Source organism: Erwinia sp. Eh17-17 (assembly GCF_039675725.1).
Lineage (GTDB): Bacteria > Pseudomonadota > Gammaproteobacteria > Enterobacterales > Enterobacteriaceae > Erwinia.
Genome location: NZ_JBDFQT010000009.1, coordinates 75,367 through 91,572 on the forward strand (window position 1 = coordinate 75,367; position 16,206 = coordinate 91,572).

Genomic DNA, 16,206 nt, shown 5'->3' on the forward strand with positions numbered 1-16,206 from the left:
CTGCGCATTGTGGCGCATATTGCCTGACTCTTGCTGCAGTACAGTAACGGATTATTAACCTATAGGATTACGTACCATGTCAGAACAGAACAACACCGAGATGTCTTTCCAGATCCAACGTATCTACACCAAAGATATCTCTTTCGAAGCGCCAAACGCGCCACAGGTTTTCCAGAAAGAGTGGGAACCTGAAGTTAAACTGGATTTGGACACCGCGTCGAGCCAACTGGCTGACGATGTGTATGAAGTCGTGCTGCGTGTGACGGTTACGGCAACCGTCGGCGAAGACTCTGCGTTCCTGTGTGAAGTGCAGCAGGCCGGTATCTTCTCCATCGGTGGTATTGAAGGAACTCAGATGGCGCATTGCCTGGGTGCATACTGCCCGAACATCCTGTTCCCGTATGCGCGTGAGTGCATCACCAGCCTGGTATCCCGTGGCACCTTCCCGCAACTCAACCTTGCACCGGTTAACTTTGACGCGCTGTTTATGAACTACCTGCAGCAGTCAGAAGGTGCAGCGCCTCAGCAGGACGCTTAATGGATAGCCCTCATGCATCCATGAGCGTCATCGGTGCCGGCTCCTACGGCACCGCTTTGGCCATTACGCTGGCTCGTAATGGCCACGACGTGGTGCTGTGGGGCCATAACCCCCGGCATCAGGCGCAGTTGCAGGCCGACCGTTGTAATACCGCTTTCCTTCCCGATGTGCCTTTCCCTGATTCCCTTCGGCTTGAAACCGATCTTGCTGCCGCGCTGGCCGCCAGTCGTGATTTACTGGTGGTGGTACCAAGCCATGTGTTTGGCGACGTGCTGCAACAGATTAAACCGCATCTGCGGGCGGATTCGCGCCTGGTATGGGCGACGAAAGGTCTGGAGAAAGAAACCGGGCGGTTATTACAGGATGTGGCGCGTGATATCCTGGGTGAGAATATTCCGCTGGCGGTGATCTCTGGCCCGACCTTCGCCAAAGAGCTGGCGGCTGGCCTGCCAACGGCGATTGCGCTGGCAGCAACGGATACGGAGTTCGCTGATGATCTGCAGCAGCTCCTGCACTGTGGCAAAAGCTTCCGTGTTTATAATAACCCCGACTTTATCGGCGTGCAGCTGGGCGGAGCGGTGAAGAACGTCATCGCTATCGGTGCTGGCATGTCGGATGGTATTGGCTTTGGCGCCAATGCGCGCACGGCGTTAATTACCCGCGGGCTGGCCGAAATGAGCCGGCTGGGGGCAGCATTAGGGGCCGATCCCACCACCTTTATGGGGATGGCCGGGCTGGGTGATCTGGTGCTGACCTGCACCGACAACCAGTCGCGTAACCGCCGCTTCGGCATGATGCTGGGGCAGGGGGCCGATGTTGATGGTGCTCAAAATGCCATTGGCCAGGTGGTTGAAGGTTTTCGCAATACCAAAGAGGTGAAGGCGCTCGCCGCACGTTATGGTGTGGAGATGCCGATTACCGAGCAGATTTATCAGGTGCTCTATTGCGGAAAAAATGCACGCGAGGCAGCATTGAGTCTGCTCGGGCGCACAAGGAAGGACGAAAACAGCGGTAGCTGAAGCGGACGAACAGCGTTGTAGCCTATGGCGTCTAATCGGGCGCCATTTTTAATGGGGAGAGAGCCATGCCGTGCGTAGAGCCTGAACTGATCTGGGATAACATCAAAACGGAAGCGCGTGCGCTGGCCGACTGTGAACCAATGCTGGCCAGTTTTTACCACGCCACTCTGCTCAAGCATGACGACCTGGGGAGTGCGCTAAGCTACATGCTGGCGAATAAGCTGGCTAACCCCATCATGCCCGCGATCGCCATTCGTGAAGTTATTCAGGATGCTTACCGCCAGGACCCGACGATGATCGTGTCTGCGGCCTGTGATATTCAGGCGGTACGTCAGCGTGACCCGGCGGTCGATAAGTACTCTACGCCGCTGCTGTACCTTAAAGGCTTTCATGCGTTGCAGGCTTATCGTATTGGCCACTGGCTGTGGAATGAGGGACGTCGTGCGCTGGCGGTCTATCTGCAAAATGAAATCTCGGTCTCTTTCGCCGTTGATATTCACCCGGCGGCAAAGATTGGTCGTGGCATCATGCTTGACCATGCAACCGGCATTGTCGTCGGTGAAACGGCCGTTATTGAAGACGATGTCTCGATCCTGCAGTCTGTTACCCTCGGTGGTACGGGAAAAACCAGCGGCGATCGCCATCCTAAGATCCGTGAAGGTGTGATGATCGGTGCGGGGGCGAAGATCCTCGGTAATATTGAGGTCGGGCGCGGCGCGAAGATCGGGGCCGGATCCGTGGTGTTGCAGCCCGTTCCGCCGCATACCACGGCGGCGGGCGTACCGGCACGTATTGTTGGCAAACCGGGCAGCGATAAGCCGTCGATGGATATGGATCAGCACTTCAATGGCATGGTGCCAGGCTTTGAGTTTGGTGACGGAATCTGATTTTGCGGGTCGATCGTGGATCGACCCCGGCGTATTTCGCCATTCCGGCGTGTTAACGGATTAACGCCCCTGCGTAATCCAACTGCCGCCACGCCTCATACACCACCACCGACACCGCGTTCGACAGATTCATGCTGCGACTGTCCGGCATCATCGGGATGCGGATTTTTTGCTGTGCTGGCAGGGCATCAAGAATGGTGGCGGGCAGGCCGCGTGTTTCCGGGCCAAACAGCAGATAGTCGCCCTCCTGATAGCTGACAGCGCTGTGGGCGGGTGTTCCCTTGGTCGTCAGGGCAAACACGCGCTGTGGCGCTTCTGACGCTGTAAACGCCGCATAGCTCTCATGATGGCTGATCGCGGTGAACTCATGATAATCCAGCCCGGCGCGGCGCAGGCGTTTGTCATCCCAGGCAAAGCCGAGCGGCCCTATCAAATGCAGCTTAAAACCAGTATTGGCGCACAGGCGAATAATATTACCCGTGTTCGGTGGAATTTCAGGTTCGAATAAAACGATATTTAGCATGTTACGGCCCTCAGGAACGAGGGCCGAAGGATAGCAAATTATTCACTCTGAGTGGTATACAGCGGCAGCCAGAGGGTCAGACGCAGGCCTCCGAGCGGGCTGTCGTCGGCTTTGACCCAGCCGCGATGCTGCTGAATGGCATTATCGACAATGGCCAGCCCCAGTCCTGTCCCTCCGGATTCACGGTCACGCGCTTCATCGGTGCGGTAGAACGGGCGGAAAATCTGCTCGCGATCTTCCTGGCTGACGCCAGGGCCGTCGTCATCGACGTGAATGGTGATGCCTTTTTTATCGACGGCAAAGCTGACAGAGATCTTGCTGTGCGAATAGCGCAGGGCATTGCGAACGATATTCTCCAGAGCACTCTCCAGCGCGCTGGGGTTACCGTACAGCGGCCACGGACCCGGCGGATAAGGAACCTCAAGGGTTTTCCCCACCTGCTCGGCTTCGAAGCGCGCATCCTCAAGAACATCTGACCACAGATGGCTGGCTTTAATGGCTTCGCTGACCAGCGCATTTTTATGCTGAGTGCGTGATAGCACCAGCAGGTCATTGATCATCCCATCCAGCCGCTGTGCCTCCATTTCAATACGACCCAACTCTTTGCCTTCACCGTGGCGGCGGCGCATCAGCGCGGTCGCCAGCTGTAAGCGCGTCAGCGGAGTGCGCAGCTCGTGTGAGATGTCCGACAGCAGCCGTTGCTGACCGGTCATCATCCGCTCCAGTGCGCTCACCATCTGGTTAAAGCTGGCACCGGCGGCAAGAAACTCCTGCGGTCCCGATTCCAGCTCTGGCCGCTGACGCAGGTTACCGGCAGCCACGTCATCCGCCGCGTGTTTTAGCTTACGTGCGGGTTTTGCCAGGCTCCACGCCAGCCACAGCAGCAGCGGTGAGCTGATCAGCATGGTAACAATCAGCAGCAGCAGCGGACGGTCAAATAGCAGATTGATAAAATCGAGCTGTGAGCTGCCCGCCGGACGGATCAGATACAGCTGATAGTTATCCTCCCCATCGCGGATGGAAAACGGCCCGACCATCTCCAGCCGGCCATATTTCTTCTTCTGCGGATGATCGGCGTTATCGGACTGGCCGATAAAGTTACGGATCACCTGCATTTCGTTATGCTGTGCGCCAATCACCCGCCCTTCGCTGGTGACCAGCAGCAGGCGTTGACCGGGCGGAGCCCATTTATCGATGGCGCGGAACAGCCTGCGCCACCACATTAAATCATTGGGCGGGTCCTGACTCAGCTCCGCCTCAACGTGCTGCTCAATCATAATTCCCTGCCGCTGCTCGTTGTCCAGCAGCGGGGTCATCTGACGGGAATCAAGCTTGGGCAGCATTAACACCAGCATCAGTACCAGTGCCAGGGTCAGCCAGAAAATGGCAAAGATGCGGGTGGTCAGGCTGGATATCATGTTGCCGACACCATCAGGTATCCCCGGCCGCGCAGCGTTTTAAACCACGGATGGCCATCTCTGCGCTCCGGCAATTTGCGCCGCAGGTTGGAGATATGCATATCAATCGCCCGGTCAAACGGTGTCAGACGTTTTCCCAGCACTTCCTGACTGAGATGTTCACGAGAGACCACCTGGCCGAGGTGCTGCGCCAGCAGGTAGAGCAGCGTAAACTCGGTACCCGTTAAGTCCAGTGTCACCCCGTCGAAACTGGCTTCCTGGCGGCCTGGATTCAGCCGCAGCAAGTCCACTTCCAGCGTCGGTGAGCTGTTGTCATGCTGTTGTTGCTGCTGCTCGCTCCAGTTAGAACGGCGTAAAATGGCACGAATACGTGCGACCAGTTCACGGTCGTTAAATGGCTTCGGCAGATAATCATCAGCCCCCAGTTCAAGGCCAAGCACACGGTCCAGCTCACTCCCGCGTGCGGTTAACATAATGACCGGTGTCTGATGCTGTTGACGCAGTTCCTTCAGGGTATCAATGCCATTTTTCTTTGGCATCATCACATCAAGTAATAACAGATCGACAGTGCTGTCCAGTAGCGCCAGTGCCTGCTCGCCGTCACCGGCAACCAGCACGTTGAATCCTTCCATTTCAAGCAATTCTTTCAGTAGCGAAGTCAATTCGCGGTCATCGTCAACCAACAGGATTTTATTCATTTTTTATTGCCCTCCGCAGGCAAAATACCGTGAACGAATGCGCTCAATCCATGACTTTACGTAGTTTTACACCCCCTGACGCATGTTTGCAGCGGGCACCGTAGACTCATTCTCGTTGAATCGAAATACGGAAACAAACCTGGGAGTAAACGATGCGTAAAGTTACCGCCGTCGTTGTGGTTCCGGCGCTGATGCTCACTCTCTCCGCCGCATGGGCTGACAACGTCGCGACGACTGACGAGATGCATCAGGATGACGGAGCAAACCGTACACTGAGGCAGGTTCCGCAGAGCCACATGTTTGATGGCATTAATCTGACGGAACAGCAGCGTCAGCAGCTACGAGATCTGATGCAGCAGGCACGACACGATCGTTCTCCTATAAGTATTAACGATTTAGAGCGACTACACGAACTGATTATTGCAGATAAATTTGACCAGACGGCCTATCAGGCTCAGGCGGAAAAAATTGCACAGGCTGAAGTGGCGCGCCAGGTCGAGATGGCTAAGGTTCGCAACCAAATGTATCACCTGTTAACACCGCAGCAGAAGGACGTTCTGGCACAGAAACACCAGCAGCGCTTTGATGAAATGCGCAGGCTAACGAATATGCAGCAGTCTTCACCGCTGCAGGCAGCAAGTAGTACCGGCAGTACCCAGTAACATAGTATCCCTGTTTTTCCTTGCCATAGACACATCCCTGTCTTCCCCCGCCATGATGGTGGGGGTTTTTTTTGCCTGAAAATCAGTATACTCAAGCCCACTGAATACAGTGGAAACGCGCGATGAATGCAGATTATGCCCGGTTGGTTAATGCGGCGGCCCTCGCGGCCACGGTGCTGGCTTCGCTGTTACTGATGATCAAAATTTTTGCCTGGTGGTACACCGGATCGGTCAGCATACTGGCTGCGCTGGTGGATTCGCTGGTCGATATTGCCGCTTCGCTGACTAATCTGCTGGTCGTGCGCTACTCGCTGCAACCCGCCGACGCCGAACACACCTTTGGCCACGGCAAAGCAGAGTCTCTCGCCGCGCTGGCACAGAGCATGTTTATCTCTGGCTCCGCCCTGTTTTTATTCCTCACCGGTCTGCAGCACCTCGCCTCTCCTGAACCGATGAAAGCGCCGCTGGTAGGGATGGTCGTCACCGTGGTTGCACTGGTGTCTACGCTGGTACTGGTGACCTTCCAGCGCTGGGTGGTGCGGCGCACGCGCAGCCAGGCCATACGTGCCGATATGCTGCACTATCAGTCTGACGTGGTAATGAACGGCGCGATTTTACTGGCGCTGGCATTAAGCTGGTATGGTTTTCATCGTGCTGATGCACTGTTTGCGCTAGGGATCGGCGTGTGGATTTTGTATAGTGCTTTGCGCATGGGCTACGAGGCCGTTCAGGCGCTGCTTGATCGTGCACTGCCTGCCGATGAACATCAGGCTATTTTTGATATCGTGTCGGCCTGGCCCGGCGTTCAGGGCGCTCACGATCTGCGCACCCGTCAGTCGGGGCCGACGCGTTTTATTCAACTGCATCTTGAAATGGACGATCACCTCCCCCTGTACCAGGCTCATCAGATAGCCGAACAGGTTGAACTGGCGCTGCTGCACAAGTTCCCCGGGTCGGATGTGATTATTCACCAGGATCCCTGCTCTGTGGTCCCCGACAGGCCGCAGGGCAAATTTGACCTGTAAAGCGTTTTTAAATGAAATGCTTAGCGTTTACACTGCTCTAAACGTGACAGACCGCAAAAAAATTAGCCGAAAGTTGCCTGACCTGAATCAATTCAGCCGGCAGGGTTTGATATACTATTGCCATTAATTTAGCGTGCGTCGATCCGCTCCGGCGTCCAGAATTCATCATTTGCATCATCAAGTTCAGAGGTTGTCATGATTAAAAAAATCGGTGTACTGACAAGCGGCGGCGACGCCCCAGGTATGAATGCTGCGATTCGGGGTGTTGTTCGCGCCGCGCTCAGTGAAGGTTTGGAAGTCTGCGGCATTTATGATGGGTATCTGGGCCTGTATGAAGATCGTATGGTTAACCTCGACCGCTACAGCGTGTCGGATATGATTAACCGTGGCGGTACTTTCCTCGGTTCCGCACGTTTTCCTGAATTCCGTAATGATGATGTGCGCACGGTGGCTATCGAAAATATGAAAAAGCGCGGCATTGATGCGCTGGTGGTGATCGGCGGTGATGGTTCCTACATGGGGGCCAAGCGTCTGACCGAGATGGGCTTCCCGTGCATCGGCCTGCCGGGCACCATTGATAATGACGTCGCCGGTACTGACTACACCATCGGTTATTTCACCGCGCTGGAAACCGTGGTGGAAGCCATTGACCGTCTGCGCGATACCTCCTCTTCGCACCAGCGTATTTCCATCGTCGAAGTGATGGGGCGTTACTGCGGTGACCTGACTCTGGCGGCCGCCATTGCGGGCGGTTGTGAATTTATCGTGCTGCCGGAATATCCTTACACCCGTGAAGAGCTGGTGAGCGAGATTAAAGCCGGTATCGCCAAAGGGAAAAAACACGCCATCGTGGCGATCACCGAGCACATCTGTGACATCGACGATCTGGCGAAATACATCGAAGAAGAAACCAAGCGCGAGACCCGTGCGACGGTGCTGGGCCATATTCAGCGCGGCGGTGCGCCGGTTGCCTATGACCGTATTCTTGCCTCGCGTATGGGGGCTTACTCCATTGAGCTGCTGTTACAGGGCTACGGCGGTCGCTGCGTCGGTATTCAGAACGAGAAGATGGTGCACCATGACATTATCGACGCGATTGAAAACATGAAGCGTCCGTTTAAAGGTGACTGGCTGGAAACCGCCAAGAAACTTTACTGATAAAAAACAGGGCGCTGCGGGTCAGCGCCTTTTTTATGCAAATCGTTATTCCATATAGTTATTACAGCTAATTTTTAATTCTTTAATTCACTGAATACTTTGTGTCACGCTCCTTCACAGATAAAACCTTTGGGAGTGTGTGCAATGAAGAAGTGGAGCGTGGGAATTACCCTGTTACTGGCCTCAACCAGCGTGCTGGCAAAGGATATTCAGCTGCTGAATGTATCTTACGATCCAACTCGTGAGCTGTACGAGCAGTACAACAAAGCCTTCAGCGCGCACTACAAGCAGGAAACCGGTGACAATGTGGTGATCCGCCAGTCGCACGGGGGGTCCGGCAAGCAGGCTACCTCGGTGATCAACGGTATCAAAGCCGATGTGGTGACGCTGGCACTGGCGTCAGATGTTGATGCGATTGCCGAACGCGGCCGTATTGATAAAAACTGGATCAAACGCCTGCCGGATAACTCTGCTCCTTACACCTCCACCATCGTGTTCCTTGTGCGTAAAGGCAACCCGAAGCAAATTCATGACTGGCCTGATTTAATCAAACCTGGCGTGTCGGTGATTACCCCGAACCCGAAAACGTCTGGCGGTGCCCGCTGGAACTATCTGGCGGCCTGGGGCTGGGCGCTGGACCAGAATAATGGCGATCAGGCCAAAGCACAGGAATACGTTAAAGCGCTATTCAAAAACGTTGAAGTACAGGATTCCGGCGCACGCGGCGCGACGAATACGTTCGTTGAACGCGGCATCGGAGATGTGTTGATCGCCTGGGAAAACGAAGCGTATCTGGCGGTGAACAAACTGGGTAAAGATAAGTTTGATATCATCACCCCGAGTGAGTCTATCCTTGCGGAGCCGACGGTATCGGTGGTTGATAAAGTGGTGGATGAGCGTGACACCCGTAAAGTTGCCGATGAATATCTGAAGTATCTGTATTCACCTGAAGGGCAGGACATCGCGGCGCAGAATTTCTACCGTCCGCGAGATGCGGCCGTAGCGAAGAAATATGCCAACACTTTCCAGCCGGTGAAGCTGTTTACCATCGACAGTAAGTTCGGTGGCTGGACACAGGCACAGAAAACCCATTTTGCTGAAGGTGGCACCTACGATCAGGTGATGAAGCGCTAAGCCAGCAGACGATGATTTTACGAGGGCCGACACTGTCGGCCCTTTTTGTTTTCACGTTATTTGCTTTAAGTCTTTACCGGTATTAAATAATTTCTGTTAACCGGTGACCTACAGATAAATTCGCATGATTTCCTGCCCGGCTTAGCATACATTGTGAGCGATGAGTGGTCAGAGGTGTGGAAAAGATGTTGGGACGTAGGCGGCTTGTTATCACGCTGGTGGCATTAGGGGTGCTGGTAACCGTCGGTAGTATTGCTATCGCGCTGAATTTTAATAAAAATTCGGATGCCCTGTGGAGGATTGTCAGCCAGCAATGTGTCCCTGGACAGGAACAAAAAAGTCGTCCGGCTCCCTGCCGCCTGGTCAATATGCAGGACGGGTATGTGGTATTAAAGGACCGCAACGGTGCTTTGCAGTTTTTGCTGATACCGGTAGCGAAAATTACCGGAGTTGAGAGCCAGAAATTACTCAATCCTGCTACGTCAAATTTCCTGGCAGAAGCCTGGCGGGCGCGACATTTTATGGAGGAGAAACGCGGGGCTATTATTGATGACCGGGTGTTTTCGCTGGCGATTAATTCGCGCTTGGGGCGTACTCAGAATCAGTTGCACATCCATATCTCGTGCCTGCGTGCAGATATTCGTCAACAGCTGGATGCGCTGAGTCCCCGGCTCAATGCGCGATGGCAAAGCCTGAAGCTGGGCAGTCATGATTATCAGGTCAGAACCATCACGCGCGATGAGTTTAAGCGTACCAGTCCGTTTATCCGTATCGCGAATGAACTGCCTGGTGCGCGTGAGGATATGGGGAGTTACGGCATCGCTATTGCGGTGTTAGCGGATGGCCGGCGGGTATTGATGGTGGTGAAACGTAATCTGCTGCTGCTCAATCGTGCATCGGCAGAGGAGTTGCAGGATCACAGCTGCGCATTATTGAAATAAGCCTGCCCGTCAGTTCGCCACGGTCGATCCACACCCCCCTGTCGTCACCGGCTATTTCTGCTCCAGCTCCGGGTCATTTTTATAACGGGCCGTGGCAATCCACGCGGCACAGAACAGCGTCAGCCGTGCAAAGAAATAGAAGAATGCCATCAGTCCCAGCACCGAGCCGAACGCCGCGCCGGACGGCGAAGAGGCCAGCTTCGGCAGGGTCAGGGTCATGATGAATTTAATCACTTCAAACCCGATGGCGGCCAGCAGAGTGCCGCGAAAAAGCGCTTTTTTGCGCGGTTTGTGGCGCGGAAGTATCCAGAATATCCACAGAAAAAGTAGATAGTTAGCGAAAATCGAGATCGACAGCGCAATCAGCGTCATTGCCGGGCGCAGCCATTCAATGCCCTCCAGCCCCAGGGCGCGTACAATCGCCGCCTGGGCGGCACCGGCAATCGACGTCAGAGACAGCGTGATAATCAACGCCAGCACCAGGCCGGTCAGTGAAATAAAGTCCCGCGAATATTTAAACCAGATTTTTTCCTGATCCTGCGGGGTGCGTTCCCAGACATCGCGAGACTGGGCGCGTATCGCCTCACGCAGATTTCCCATCCAGCTAATCCCGGAATACAGCGCTACCAGCAGGCCGGTCAGACCCACGGTGGTACGCTGCTGAATAGCCGTGTTGACCGTACTTTTCAGCGTCGCGGCCAGCGAGGGATCGCTGATATTGCTGACGATCGAATTGATCAGCCTGGCCAGCAGGTCGGGGTTGGAAGCCAGCACAAAACCGACGCCGGCAAAAGAGACCATCAGGATCGGGATCAGCGAAAGAAAAGAGAAGTAGGTGATGGCCGCGCCGAACTGACTGCCGAGACGATCGTTAAAGCGTTCACCGGCACGGATAAAATGCGCCACCGCCGGGATGGCGCGGAACCACTCGACCAGTCGTGACACGCGCGTCAGCGATTTATCCACCGTGTGATTTCCCGTTTTCAGGGTGATCAGCGGCTTCTTTTCCGCCGGCTCTGTCGATTGGGTCGTATGCTGTTGATTATCTGCCATGAATCCGGCTTCATCCTTTTATAAGTTTCAGACTGCTACTGATTATAGCCTGCTGGTCAGGTGACGTAACGTGCCAGCGCCTGGCTGAGCCATTCAATAAACACCCTGACCCGGCGTGCCAGGTTGCGGCGGTGCGGATACAGCAGCGATACCGGCATCGCGCGTGCCGGAAACTGCGGCAGGATCTCGATCAGTTTTTTTTCTTTCAGCGCCGGTAAGACACCGCCGCGCGGAACCTGAATAATCCCCAGCCCGGCGATACAGGCGGTGCGGTAAGTGTCTGTACTGTTAACCGTCACCACTCCGCCAGTCTTAATCAACTGCGTGGTTTTACCGTCATCATATTCGAATCCGGCCGGCTGGCTGCCCAGGTGCTGGCTGTAATGCACCATCGCATGTTGCGACAGGGCTTCCAGCGTCTCCGGCGTGCCAAAACGTGCCAGATAGTCCGGGCTGGCACAATTGATCAGCGGCAGATACCCAAGATGGCGGGCAATCAGCCCGGAGTCTTCCAGCACGCCGACACGTACCACACAGTCAAAGCCTTCGCGGATCACATCCACCCGGCGGTCACTGCTGCTCAGCTCCAGTTCAATCCCCGGATAGTGTTGCAGAAAGTCGGGCAGTAAAGGGATCAGGTAATTACTGGCCAGGCTGACCGGCATGTCCACCCGCAGCCGGCCGCTGAGGGTCGCCGGGTCGTGCTGAAACAGGGAGTCCATCTCCTCCAGCGTGGCCAGCACATCACGGCAGCGTTCGAAGTAAACCTGCCCGTCGTGGGTCAGCTGTACCCGACGCGTGGTGCGCTGCAGTAAACGCGAACCCAGGCTGTTTTCCAGCGCCTGAATCTGGCGCGACAGGCTGCCTTTTGGCAGACCCAGACTCTCCGCAGCTTTGGTAAAACTCTGCATTTCCGCCACTCTGACAAACACCTGCATTGCGTGAATTTTATCCATTGCTGAACCCATTGTTGTTGGAAATGGAACAGTGAAGCGTATCTGAAGACCTTTATAGATCAGCTGGCCAGTAATATCCTGCTTTTTGTCCACAGCCCACTCACCGGAGAAGAGAATGAGCCAGAAAATAGCACTGATTACCGGCGGCAGCCGTGGTTTAGGCCAGAATGCTGCCCTGAAACTCGCTGAAAAGGGGGTGGATGTGATATTGACGTATCGCAGCCAGCAGCAGGAAGCCGAAGCCGCTGTTGTGCGCATTCAGGCGCTGGGCGCCCGTGCGGTGGCACTTCCGTTAAATGTGGCAGACAGCCACAGCTTCAGCGCATTTGCCGATGAGGTCACGCAGCAGCTGAAAACCACCTGGCAGCGTACAACCTTTGATTATTTATTGAACAACGCGGGGACGGCTCTGTATGCCCCGTTTACTGAGACGACGGAAGCTCAGTTTGACCAGCTGGTGGATATCCATTTTAAAGGACCTTTTTTCCTGACGCAGACACTGCTGCCGCTGATGGCTGACGGCGGGCGCATCCTCAATGTTTCCAGCGGTCTGGCGCGTTTCAGCCTGCCGGGTTCCAGCGCTTATGCGGCAGTAAAGGGGGCGATGGAGGTTCTGACGCGCTATCAGGCTAAAGAGCTGGGCGCACGCGGCATTACGGTGAATATCCTCGCGCCCGGGGCAATAGAGACTGACTTCGGCGGTGGTCGGGTGCGTGATGATGCCGCGATGAATGCCTTTGTGGCGGCGCAGACGGCGCTGGGCCGCGCCGGGCTGGCGGATGATATTGGCCATGCGGTCGCCGCGCTGTTCAGCGAAGAGTGCCGCTGGGTGAATGGCCAGCGTATTGAGGCATCGGGCGGGATGTTCCTGTAATCGGGGAGGGGGACTGATCGAAAGAGACGGTCAGCCCCTGAGGATTAACTGTTATACCCGCACCGTGCCGTCGATCACCGTGACGGTCTGGCCGCCAATCCAGACGCCGTCAGCGGCATAGGTAACGCTCAGGCGACCGGCACGCTGCATCGCCGTACCCTGCCGAACCCGGTAATCGAGCTCCACGCCGCGTGCCTGGAGATAACGTGCCAGGCAGGCATTAGCACTGCCGGTGACCGGATCTTCCGTCAGTGCGCCCTGTTCAATCAGCAGGCCACGGACTTCATACTGTTCGTTCTCACCCGCTAGCGGACCAAAAGGAACCACACCATCGACGTTGGCTTTGCGCACCAGGCGGGCAAATTCGACCACATCTGGCTTCACTGCCAGTACGGCTTCGGCAGAGGTCATCGGTACCAGCAGCCAGCGTATACCCATATCGGCAATCATCACCGGCAGCTGTTCTTCCAGGCTGTCACTGTTGAGGGCGCTGGTGATAGGGGCATCGCTGAACGGCGTGAGGGTCGCTTCCGGTGCGGCAAAGGCCAGCGCGCCGTTATCACTGATTTTGACGCGCACCAGCCCCAACCCACACTCCTGCACAATCTGGCCGGGGGTTTTCAGCGCCACTCCGGCTTCCAGCAGGGCGTGAGCAGTACCCAGCGTCGGGTGGCCGGCAAACGGGAATTCGGTGTCCGGGGTGAAAATACGCACACGATAATCGGCCGCTTCATCCGTCGGCGGGAGCACGAATGTGGTTTCTGACAGGTTGGTCCAGCGGGCGATCGCTTGCATCTGCTCGTCGCTCAGGTCGCGGGCATCCATGATGACCGCCAGTGGGTTACCGTTGTAAGGTGTGGAAGTAAATACGTCGACCTGCTTAAAAGGGCGTAATTGCGTCATAACTTATCCTGTCAGTCTAAAGGTTCCATTGGCTGACCTTCCGTAAGGCGGTTGTCAGTTTCGGTTATTATGGGTATTAATAAACCACAGTGGTTAAAAAAGTGATGATTTTATGCTGAAAATACTGGGACGTGCTTCATCTATCAATGTCAGGAAAGTGCTGTGGCTGTGCGATGAGCTGGAGATCCCCTTTCACCGGGAAGAGTGGGGCGATGGCTTTAAGTCACCGCAGGAAGCCGAATTTAAAGCGCTGAATCCTAATGCGCTGATCCCGGTGATTCAGGACGGTGATTTTATTCTGTGGGAGTCGAACACCATTATTCGCTATCTGGCTAATGCCTTTGGTGGCGAAGCCCTTTACCCCACCGCGCCTCAGGCCCGCGCCCGGGTCGACCAGTGGATTGACTGGCAGGCTACGGAGCTGAATACTGCCTGGCGTTATGCGTTTATGTCACTGGTACGCCACTCTCCGGCTCATCAGGATCCACGCCTGCTGGCCGCAGCGAGCAAGGGCTGGGCGTACACCATGGGCATTCTTAACCAGCAGCTGGAGCGCACCGGGGCCTGGGTGGCCGGGCAGTCATTCTCTCTGGCTGATATTCCCATTGGTCTCTCGGTGAATCGCTGGTACGAAACCCCGCTGGACCATCCCAACCTGCCAGCCGTTCGCGCCTATTATGAACGCCTGACGACGCGCAAAGGCTACGCTACCTGGGGCCGTAACGGCACACCATAACTCGCAATCATCGTGCCCGCCGTAGGTTTGAAACCGCCACGGCATTGCGTTCGATCCCAGGGCCCGACCTGCTGTTTCGGTCGGGCCGGGATGATTGCCCCGGTCCTTCCTTCTGAACCAGACACGTCAACCTCCGGCCGCTATCCCACTCATTTCGCAGGCCAGCGCCCCTGTCCGCTGCAACGCCCATTTGTAACGTTCATCAAACGGGTAACAGCAGGAGAGACGCAGCGCGTGGTTGCAGCGTTCGGATAACGTATAGAGCGCGCCTGGCGTCAGGCAGATTTTTTCCTGCAGCAGACGATGGAACAGTTCCACGCTGTCGACGTTGCCCGGCAGCTCCACCCAGAAGACGAAACCGCCTGCGGGACGGGTGGCGCGCGTTCCCTGCGGGAAGTGGCGGGCAATAATTCCGCGCGCCTCCTCAAGCTGGGTCGCATAGCGACGGCGCAGCGAGCGCAGATGATGATCGTAGCCACCTGATTCCAGAAAATGTCCCAGAGCTTCCGACAGCAGGCGCGATTCCGCCAGTGAAGAGACGGCCTTCAGGCGCGCCAGCTGCTGGCTGAAGCGCCCGGCGGCTATCCAGCCAAGATGGAAGTCGGGCGCGACGGTTTTGGTGAAGCTGGTGCAGAACATCACCCAGCCTCCTTCATCAAAGGCTTTCACCGCCGGGGTCAGCGGCCAGCTGAACTGTAGCTCGGCGTACAACCCATCCTCCAGCAGCGGGACCTGATAGTGGTTCACCAGCCGCGCCAGGCGCTTTTTGCCCTCCAGGGTCATGCTGCTGCCCAGCGGATTCTGCGCATTAGGCATAGCAATCAGGGCCTGAAGACGTTTTTCCTGTAGCAGCAGCTCCAGCGCATCCAGCGACAGCCCGTACTGCGGGTCAGTCGGGATCTCCACCACTTTCAGGCCCAGGCTGGCCAGCAGCGGGAACAGGTAAAAATAGGTAGGCGTCTCGACGCCGACGCAGTCGCCCGGCCGGGTGACCGCGCGCAGGCCGAGCTGGAGCGCCTCCATGCAGCCGTGCGTCAGGGTGACATCTTCGGCGCTCAGCGTGATGCCCAGCGCCATCGAGCGGCGGGCAATCTCCCGCCGCAGGCGCAGGCTGCCGGGCGGCAGCGCATAGCGGCCAATCAGCTCCGGTTCACGACGCAGCAGTGAGGCAATGATGCGGCTGATTTTTGCCGTCGGGAAAAAATCACCGCTCTGCGGGCAGGCCAGCGAGATATTGGTGTAATCACTGTGGTTCTGAGCGGCGAACACGGCGTCAATCAGATCGAGCTTTTCACTGCTGGGAGAACGCACGCTGGCGTGCTCGAAAGTCGGACGAGTCAGCGACGGGAGCGTATCGCGCACATAATACCCCGACTGAGGCCGTGCCTCGATCAGCCCGCGATCCTCAAGGATGCCGTAGGCGGTGAGTACCGTATTCACGCTAACCTGATGGCTGCTGGCACAGCGGCGGATGGCGGGCAGGCGGCTGCCGGGCATAAACGTGCCCTGATGGATGGCGTCTGCCAGCGTGTCAGCCAGCTGAGAGTAGAGCGTGGTCTGGGGTTCAACGATGGACACAGTGTGCTCCTCCGGCAATGGGTACAGTGAGGGTTTTAGTAATATTGTGCTCATTACAATAGCTCGTTTCTGCATCTGTTACCATCGGGCGCGGCTGATTACA

The 16,206-nt window shown here is 56.2% G+C and carries 17 protein-coding genes; 10 read left to right on the forward strand and 7 right to left on the reverse strand.

Going from position 1 to position 16,206, the window contains the following annotated elements; all coding sequences use genetic code 11:
• The first annotated feature begins 76 nt into the window (after nt 1-76).
• The 3 genes from secB to cysE all read left to right on the forward strand — a co-directional run bounded on the left by secB (nt 77) and on the right by cysE (nt 2,444).
• Nucleotides 77-538: a protein-export chaperone SecB gene (gene secB / locus ABEH87_RS18850; RefSeq protein ID WP_346578584.1), complete on the forward strand. Its 462-nt coding sequence runs from the start codon at nt 77-79 to the stop codon at nt 536-538.
• The gene (gene gpsA, locus ABEH87_RS18855) at nt 538-1,557 is read left to right on the forward strand and encodes an NAD(P)H-dependent glycerol-3-phosphate dehydrogenase (protein WP_346578586.1); all 1,020 of its coding nucleotides are present in this window, start codon (nt 538-540) and stop codon (nt 1,555-1,557) included. The genes secB and gpsA overlap by 1 nt, the downstream gene beginning before the upstream one ends.
• Before the next feature lie 65 nt (nt 1,558-1,622).
• Complete coding sequence (gene cysE / locus ABEH87_RS18860; protein WP_346578588.1) at nt 1,623-2,444, forward strand: serine O-acetyltransferase; 822 nt, start codon at nt 1,623-1,625, stop codon at nt 2,442-2,444.
• Nucleotides 2,445-2,496: 52 nt separating this feature from the next.
• On the opposite strand, the gene trmL is transcribed toward cysE, so the two are convergent.
• Genes trmL through cpxR form a run of 3 tightly spaced genes read right to left on the reverse strand, consistent with a single transcriptional unit; the run spans nt 2,497 to nt 5,083 of the window.
• Nucleotides 2,497-2,967 (reverse strand): tRNA (uridine(34)/cytosine(34)/5-carboxymethylaminomethyluridine(34)-2'-O)-methyltransferase TrmL, encoded by a 471-nt coding sequence (trmL, locus tag ABEH87_RS18865; protein ID WP_346578589.1) that lies wholly within the window; start codon nt 2,965-2,967, stop codon nt 2,497-2,499.
• Nucleotides 2,968-3,005: 38 nt separating this feature from the next.
• Nucleotides 3,006-4,385 carry an envelope stress sensor histidine kinase CpxA gene (gene cpxA / locus ABEH87_RS18870; RefSeq protein WP_346578590.1) on the reverse strand — a complete coding sequence of 460 codons (1,380 nt, stop codon included), beginning with the start codon at nt 4,383-4,385 and terminating at the stop codon, nt 3,006-3,008.
• Nucleotides 4,382-5,083 carry an envelope stress response regulator transcription factor CpxR gene (gene cpxR / locus ABEH87_RS18875; protein WP_346578592.1) on the reverse strand — a complete coding sequence of 234 codons (702 nt, stop codon included), beginning with the start codon at nt 5,081-5,083 and terminating at the stop codon, nt 4,382-4,384. The genes cpxA and cpxR overlap by 4 nt, the downstream gene beginning before the upstream one ends.
• A gap of 152 nt (nt 5,084-5,235) precedes the next feature.
• On the opposite strand from cpxR, the gene cpxP reads away from it, so the two are divergent.
• From cpxP to ABEH87_RS18900, 5 genes are all read left to right on the forward strand, one after another.
• Nucleotides 5,236-5,745, forward strand: coding sequence for a cell-envelope stress modulator CpxP (gene cpxP / locus ABEH87_RS18880; RefSeq protein WP_346578593.1), 510 nt, complete (start codon nt 5,236-5,238; stop codon nt 5,743-5,745).
• Nucleotides 5,746-5,867: 122 nt separating this feature from the next.
• Nucleotides 5,868-6,770, forward strand: a complete 903-nt coding sequence (gene fieF / locus ABEH87_RS18885) for a CDF family cation-efflux transporter FieF (RefSeq protein WP_346578595.1) — start codon at nt 5,868-5,870, stop codon at nt 6,768-6,770.
• A gap of 195 nt (nt 6,771-6,965) precedes the next feature.
• Entirely contained in the window at nt 6,966-7,928 is a 963-nt protein-coding gene (gene pfkA / locus ABEH87_RS18890; RefSeq protein ID WP_346578597.1) for a 6-phosphofructokinase, read from the forward strand.
• Nucleotides 7,929-8,072: 144 nt separating this feature from the next.
• On the forward strand, nt 8,073-9,062 hold the full coding sequence (locus ABEH87_RS18895) for a sulfate ABC transporter substrate-binding protein (protein ID WP_346578598.1): 990 nt from the start codon (nt 8,073-8,075) through the stop codon (nt 9,060-9,062).
• Between the two features lie 185 nt (nt 9,063-9,247).
• On the forward strand, nt 9,248-10,003 hold the full coding sequence (locus ABEH87_RS18900) for a CDP-diacylglycerol diphosphatase (protein ID WP_346578600.1): 756 nt from the start codon (nt 9,248-9,250) through the stop codon (nt 10,001-10,003).
• A 51-nt stretch (nt 10,004-10,054) separates the two neighbouring features.
• Here ABEH87_RS18900 and yhjD read toward each other — a convergent pair whose 3' ends face one another.
• Together yhjD and ABEH87_RS18910 are read right to left on the reverse strand one after the other, a co-directional pair.
• Nucleotides 10,055-11,056: an inner membrane protein YhjD gene (gene yhjD / locus ABEH87_RS18905; protein ID WP_346578602.1), complete on the reverse strand. Its 1,002-nt coding sequence runs from the start codon at nt 11,054-11,056 to the stop codon at nt 10,055-10,057.
• A 56-nt stretch (nt 11,057-11,112) separates the two neighbouring features.
• Nucleotides 11,113-12,012, reverse strand: coding sequence for a LysR substrate-binding domain-containing protein (locus ABEH87_RS18910; RefSeq protein WP_346578603.1), 900 nt, complete (start codon nt 12,010-12,012; stop codon nt 11,113-11,115).
• Between the two features lie 115 nt (nt 12,013-12,127).
• Here ABEH87_RS18910 and ABEH87_RS18915 point away from each other — a divergent pair, with 115 nt between their 5' ends.
• Entirely contained in the window at nt 12,128-12,886 is a 759-nt protein-coding gene (locus tag ABEH87_RS18915; RefSeq protein ID WP_346578605.1) for an SDR family oxidoreductase, read from the forward strand.
• A 51-nt stretch (nt 12,887-12,937) separates the two neighbouring features.
• Here the strand turns inward: ABEH87_RS18915 and ABEH87_RS18920 are convergent, their stop codons facing one another.
• Complete coding sequence (locus tag ABEH87_RS18920) at nt 12,938-13,789, reverse strand: PhzF family phenazine biosynthesis protein (RefSeq protein ID WP_346578607.1); 852 nt, start codon at nt 13,787-13,789, stop codon at nt 12,938-12,940.
• A 112-nt stretch (nt 13,790-13,901) separates the two neighbouring features.
• Here ABEH87_RS18920 and ABEH87_RS18925 point away from each other — a divergent pair, with 112 nt between their 5' ends.
• Entirely contained in the window at nt 13,902-14,525 is a 624-nt protein-coding gene (locus ABEH87_RS18925; RefSeq protein ID WP_346578609.1) for a glutathione S-transferase, read from the forward strand.
• Between the two features lie 126 nt (nt 14,526-14,651).
• Here the strand turns inward: ABEH87_RS18925 and ABEH87_RS18930 are convergent, their stop codons facing one another.
• Nucleotides 14,652-16,103, reverse strand: coding sequence for a PLP-dependent aminotransferase family protein (locus ABEH87_RS18930; RefSeq protein ID WP_346578610.1), 1,452 nt, complete (start codon nt 16,101-16,103; stop codon nt 14,652-14,654).
• Nucleotides 16,104-16,206 lie beyond the last annotated feature (103 nt).

Coding starts and splice junctions, on each gene's coding strand:
- secB (WP_346578584.1), top strand. CDS start 77: ATGTCAGAACAGAACAACACCGAGATGTCTTTCCAGATCCAACGTATC.
- gpsA (WP_346578586.1), top strand. CDS start 538: ATGGATAGCCCTCATGCATCCATGAGCGTCATCGGTGCCGGCTCCTAC.
- cysE (WP_346578588.1), top strand. CDS start 1,623: ATGCCGTGCGTAGAGCCTGAACTGATCTGGGATAACATCAAAACGGAA.
- trmL (WP_346578589.1), bottom strand. CDS start 2,967: ATGCTAAATATCGTTTTATTCGAACCTGAAATTCCACCGAACACGGGT.
- cpxA (WP_346578590.1), bottom strand. CDS start 4,385: ATGATATCCAGCCTGACCACCCGCATCTTTGCCATTTTCTGGCTGACC.
- cpxR (WP_346578592.1), bottom strand. CDS start 5,083: ATGAATAAAATCCTGTTGGTTGACGATGACCGCGAATTGACTTCGCTA.
- cpxP (WP_346578593.1), top strand. CDS start 5,236: ATGCGTAAAGTTACCGCCGTCGTTGTGGTTCCGGCGCTGATGCTCACT.
- fieF (WP_346578595.1), top strand. CDS start 5,868: ATGAATGCAGATTATGCCCGGTTGGTTAATGCGGCGGCCCTCGCGGCC.
- pfkA (WP_346578597.1), top strand. CDS start 6,966: ATGATTAAAAAAATCGGTGTACTGACAAGCGGCGGCGACGCCCCAGGT.
- ABEH87_RS18895 (WP_346578598.1), top strand. CDS start 8,073: ATGAAGAAGTGGAGCGTGGGAATTACCCTGTTACTGGCCTCAACCAGC.
- ABEH87_RS18900 (WP_346578600.1), top strand. CDS start 9,248: ATGTTGGGACGTAGGCGGCTTGTTATCACGCTGGTGGCATTAGGGGTG.
- yhjD (WP_346578602.1), bottom strand. CDS start 11,056: ATGGCAGATAATCAACAGCATACGACCCAATCGACAGAGCCGGCGGAA.
- ABEH87_RS18910 (WP_346578603.1), bottom strand. CDS start 12,012: ATGGATAAAATTCACGCAATGCAGGTGTTTGTCAGAGTGGCGGAAATG.
- ABEH87_RS18915 (WP_346578605.1), top strand. CDS start 12,128: ATGAGCCAGAAAATAGCACTGATTACCGGCGGCAGCCGTGGTTTAGGC.
- ABEH87_RS18920 (WP_346578607.1), bottom strand. CDS start 13,789: ATGACGCAATTACGCCCTTTTAAGCAGGTCGACGTATTTACTTCCACA.
- ABEH87_RS18925 (WP_346578609.1), top strand. CDS start 13,902: ATGCTGAAAATACTGGGACGTGCTTCATCTATCAATGTCAGGAAAGTG.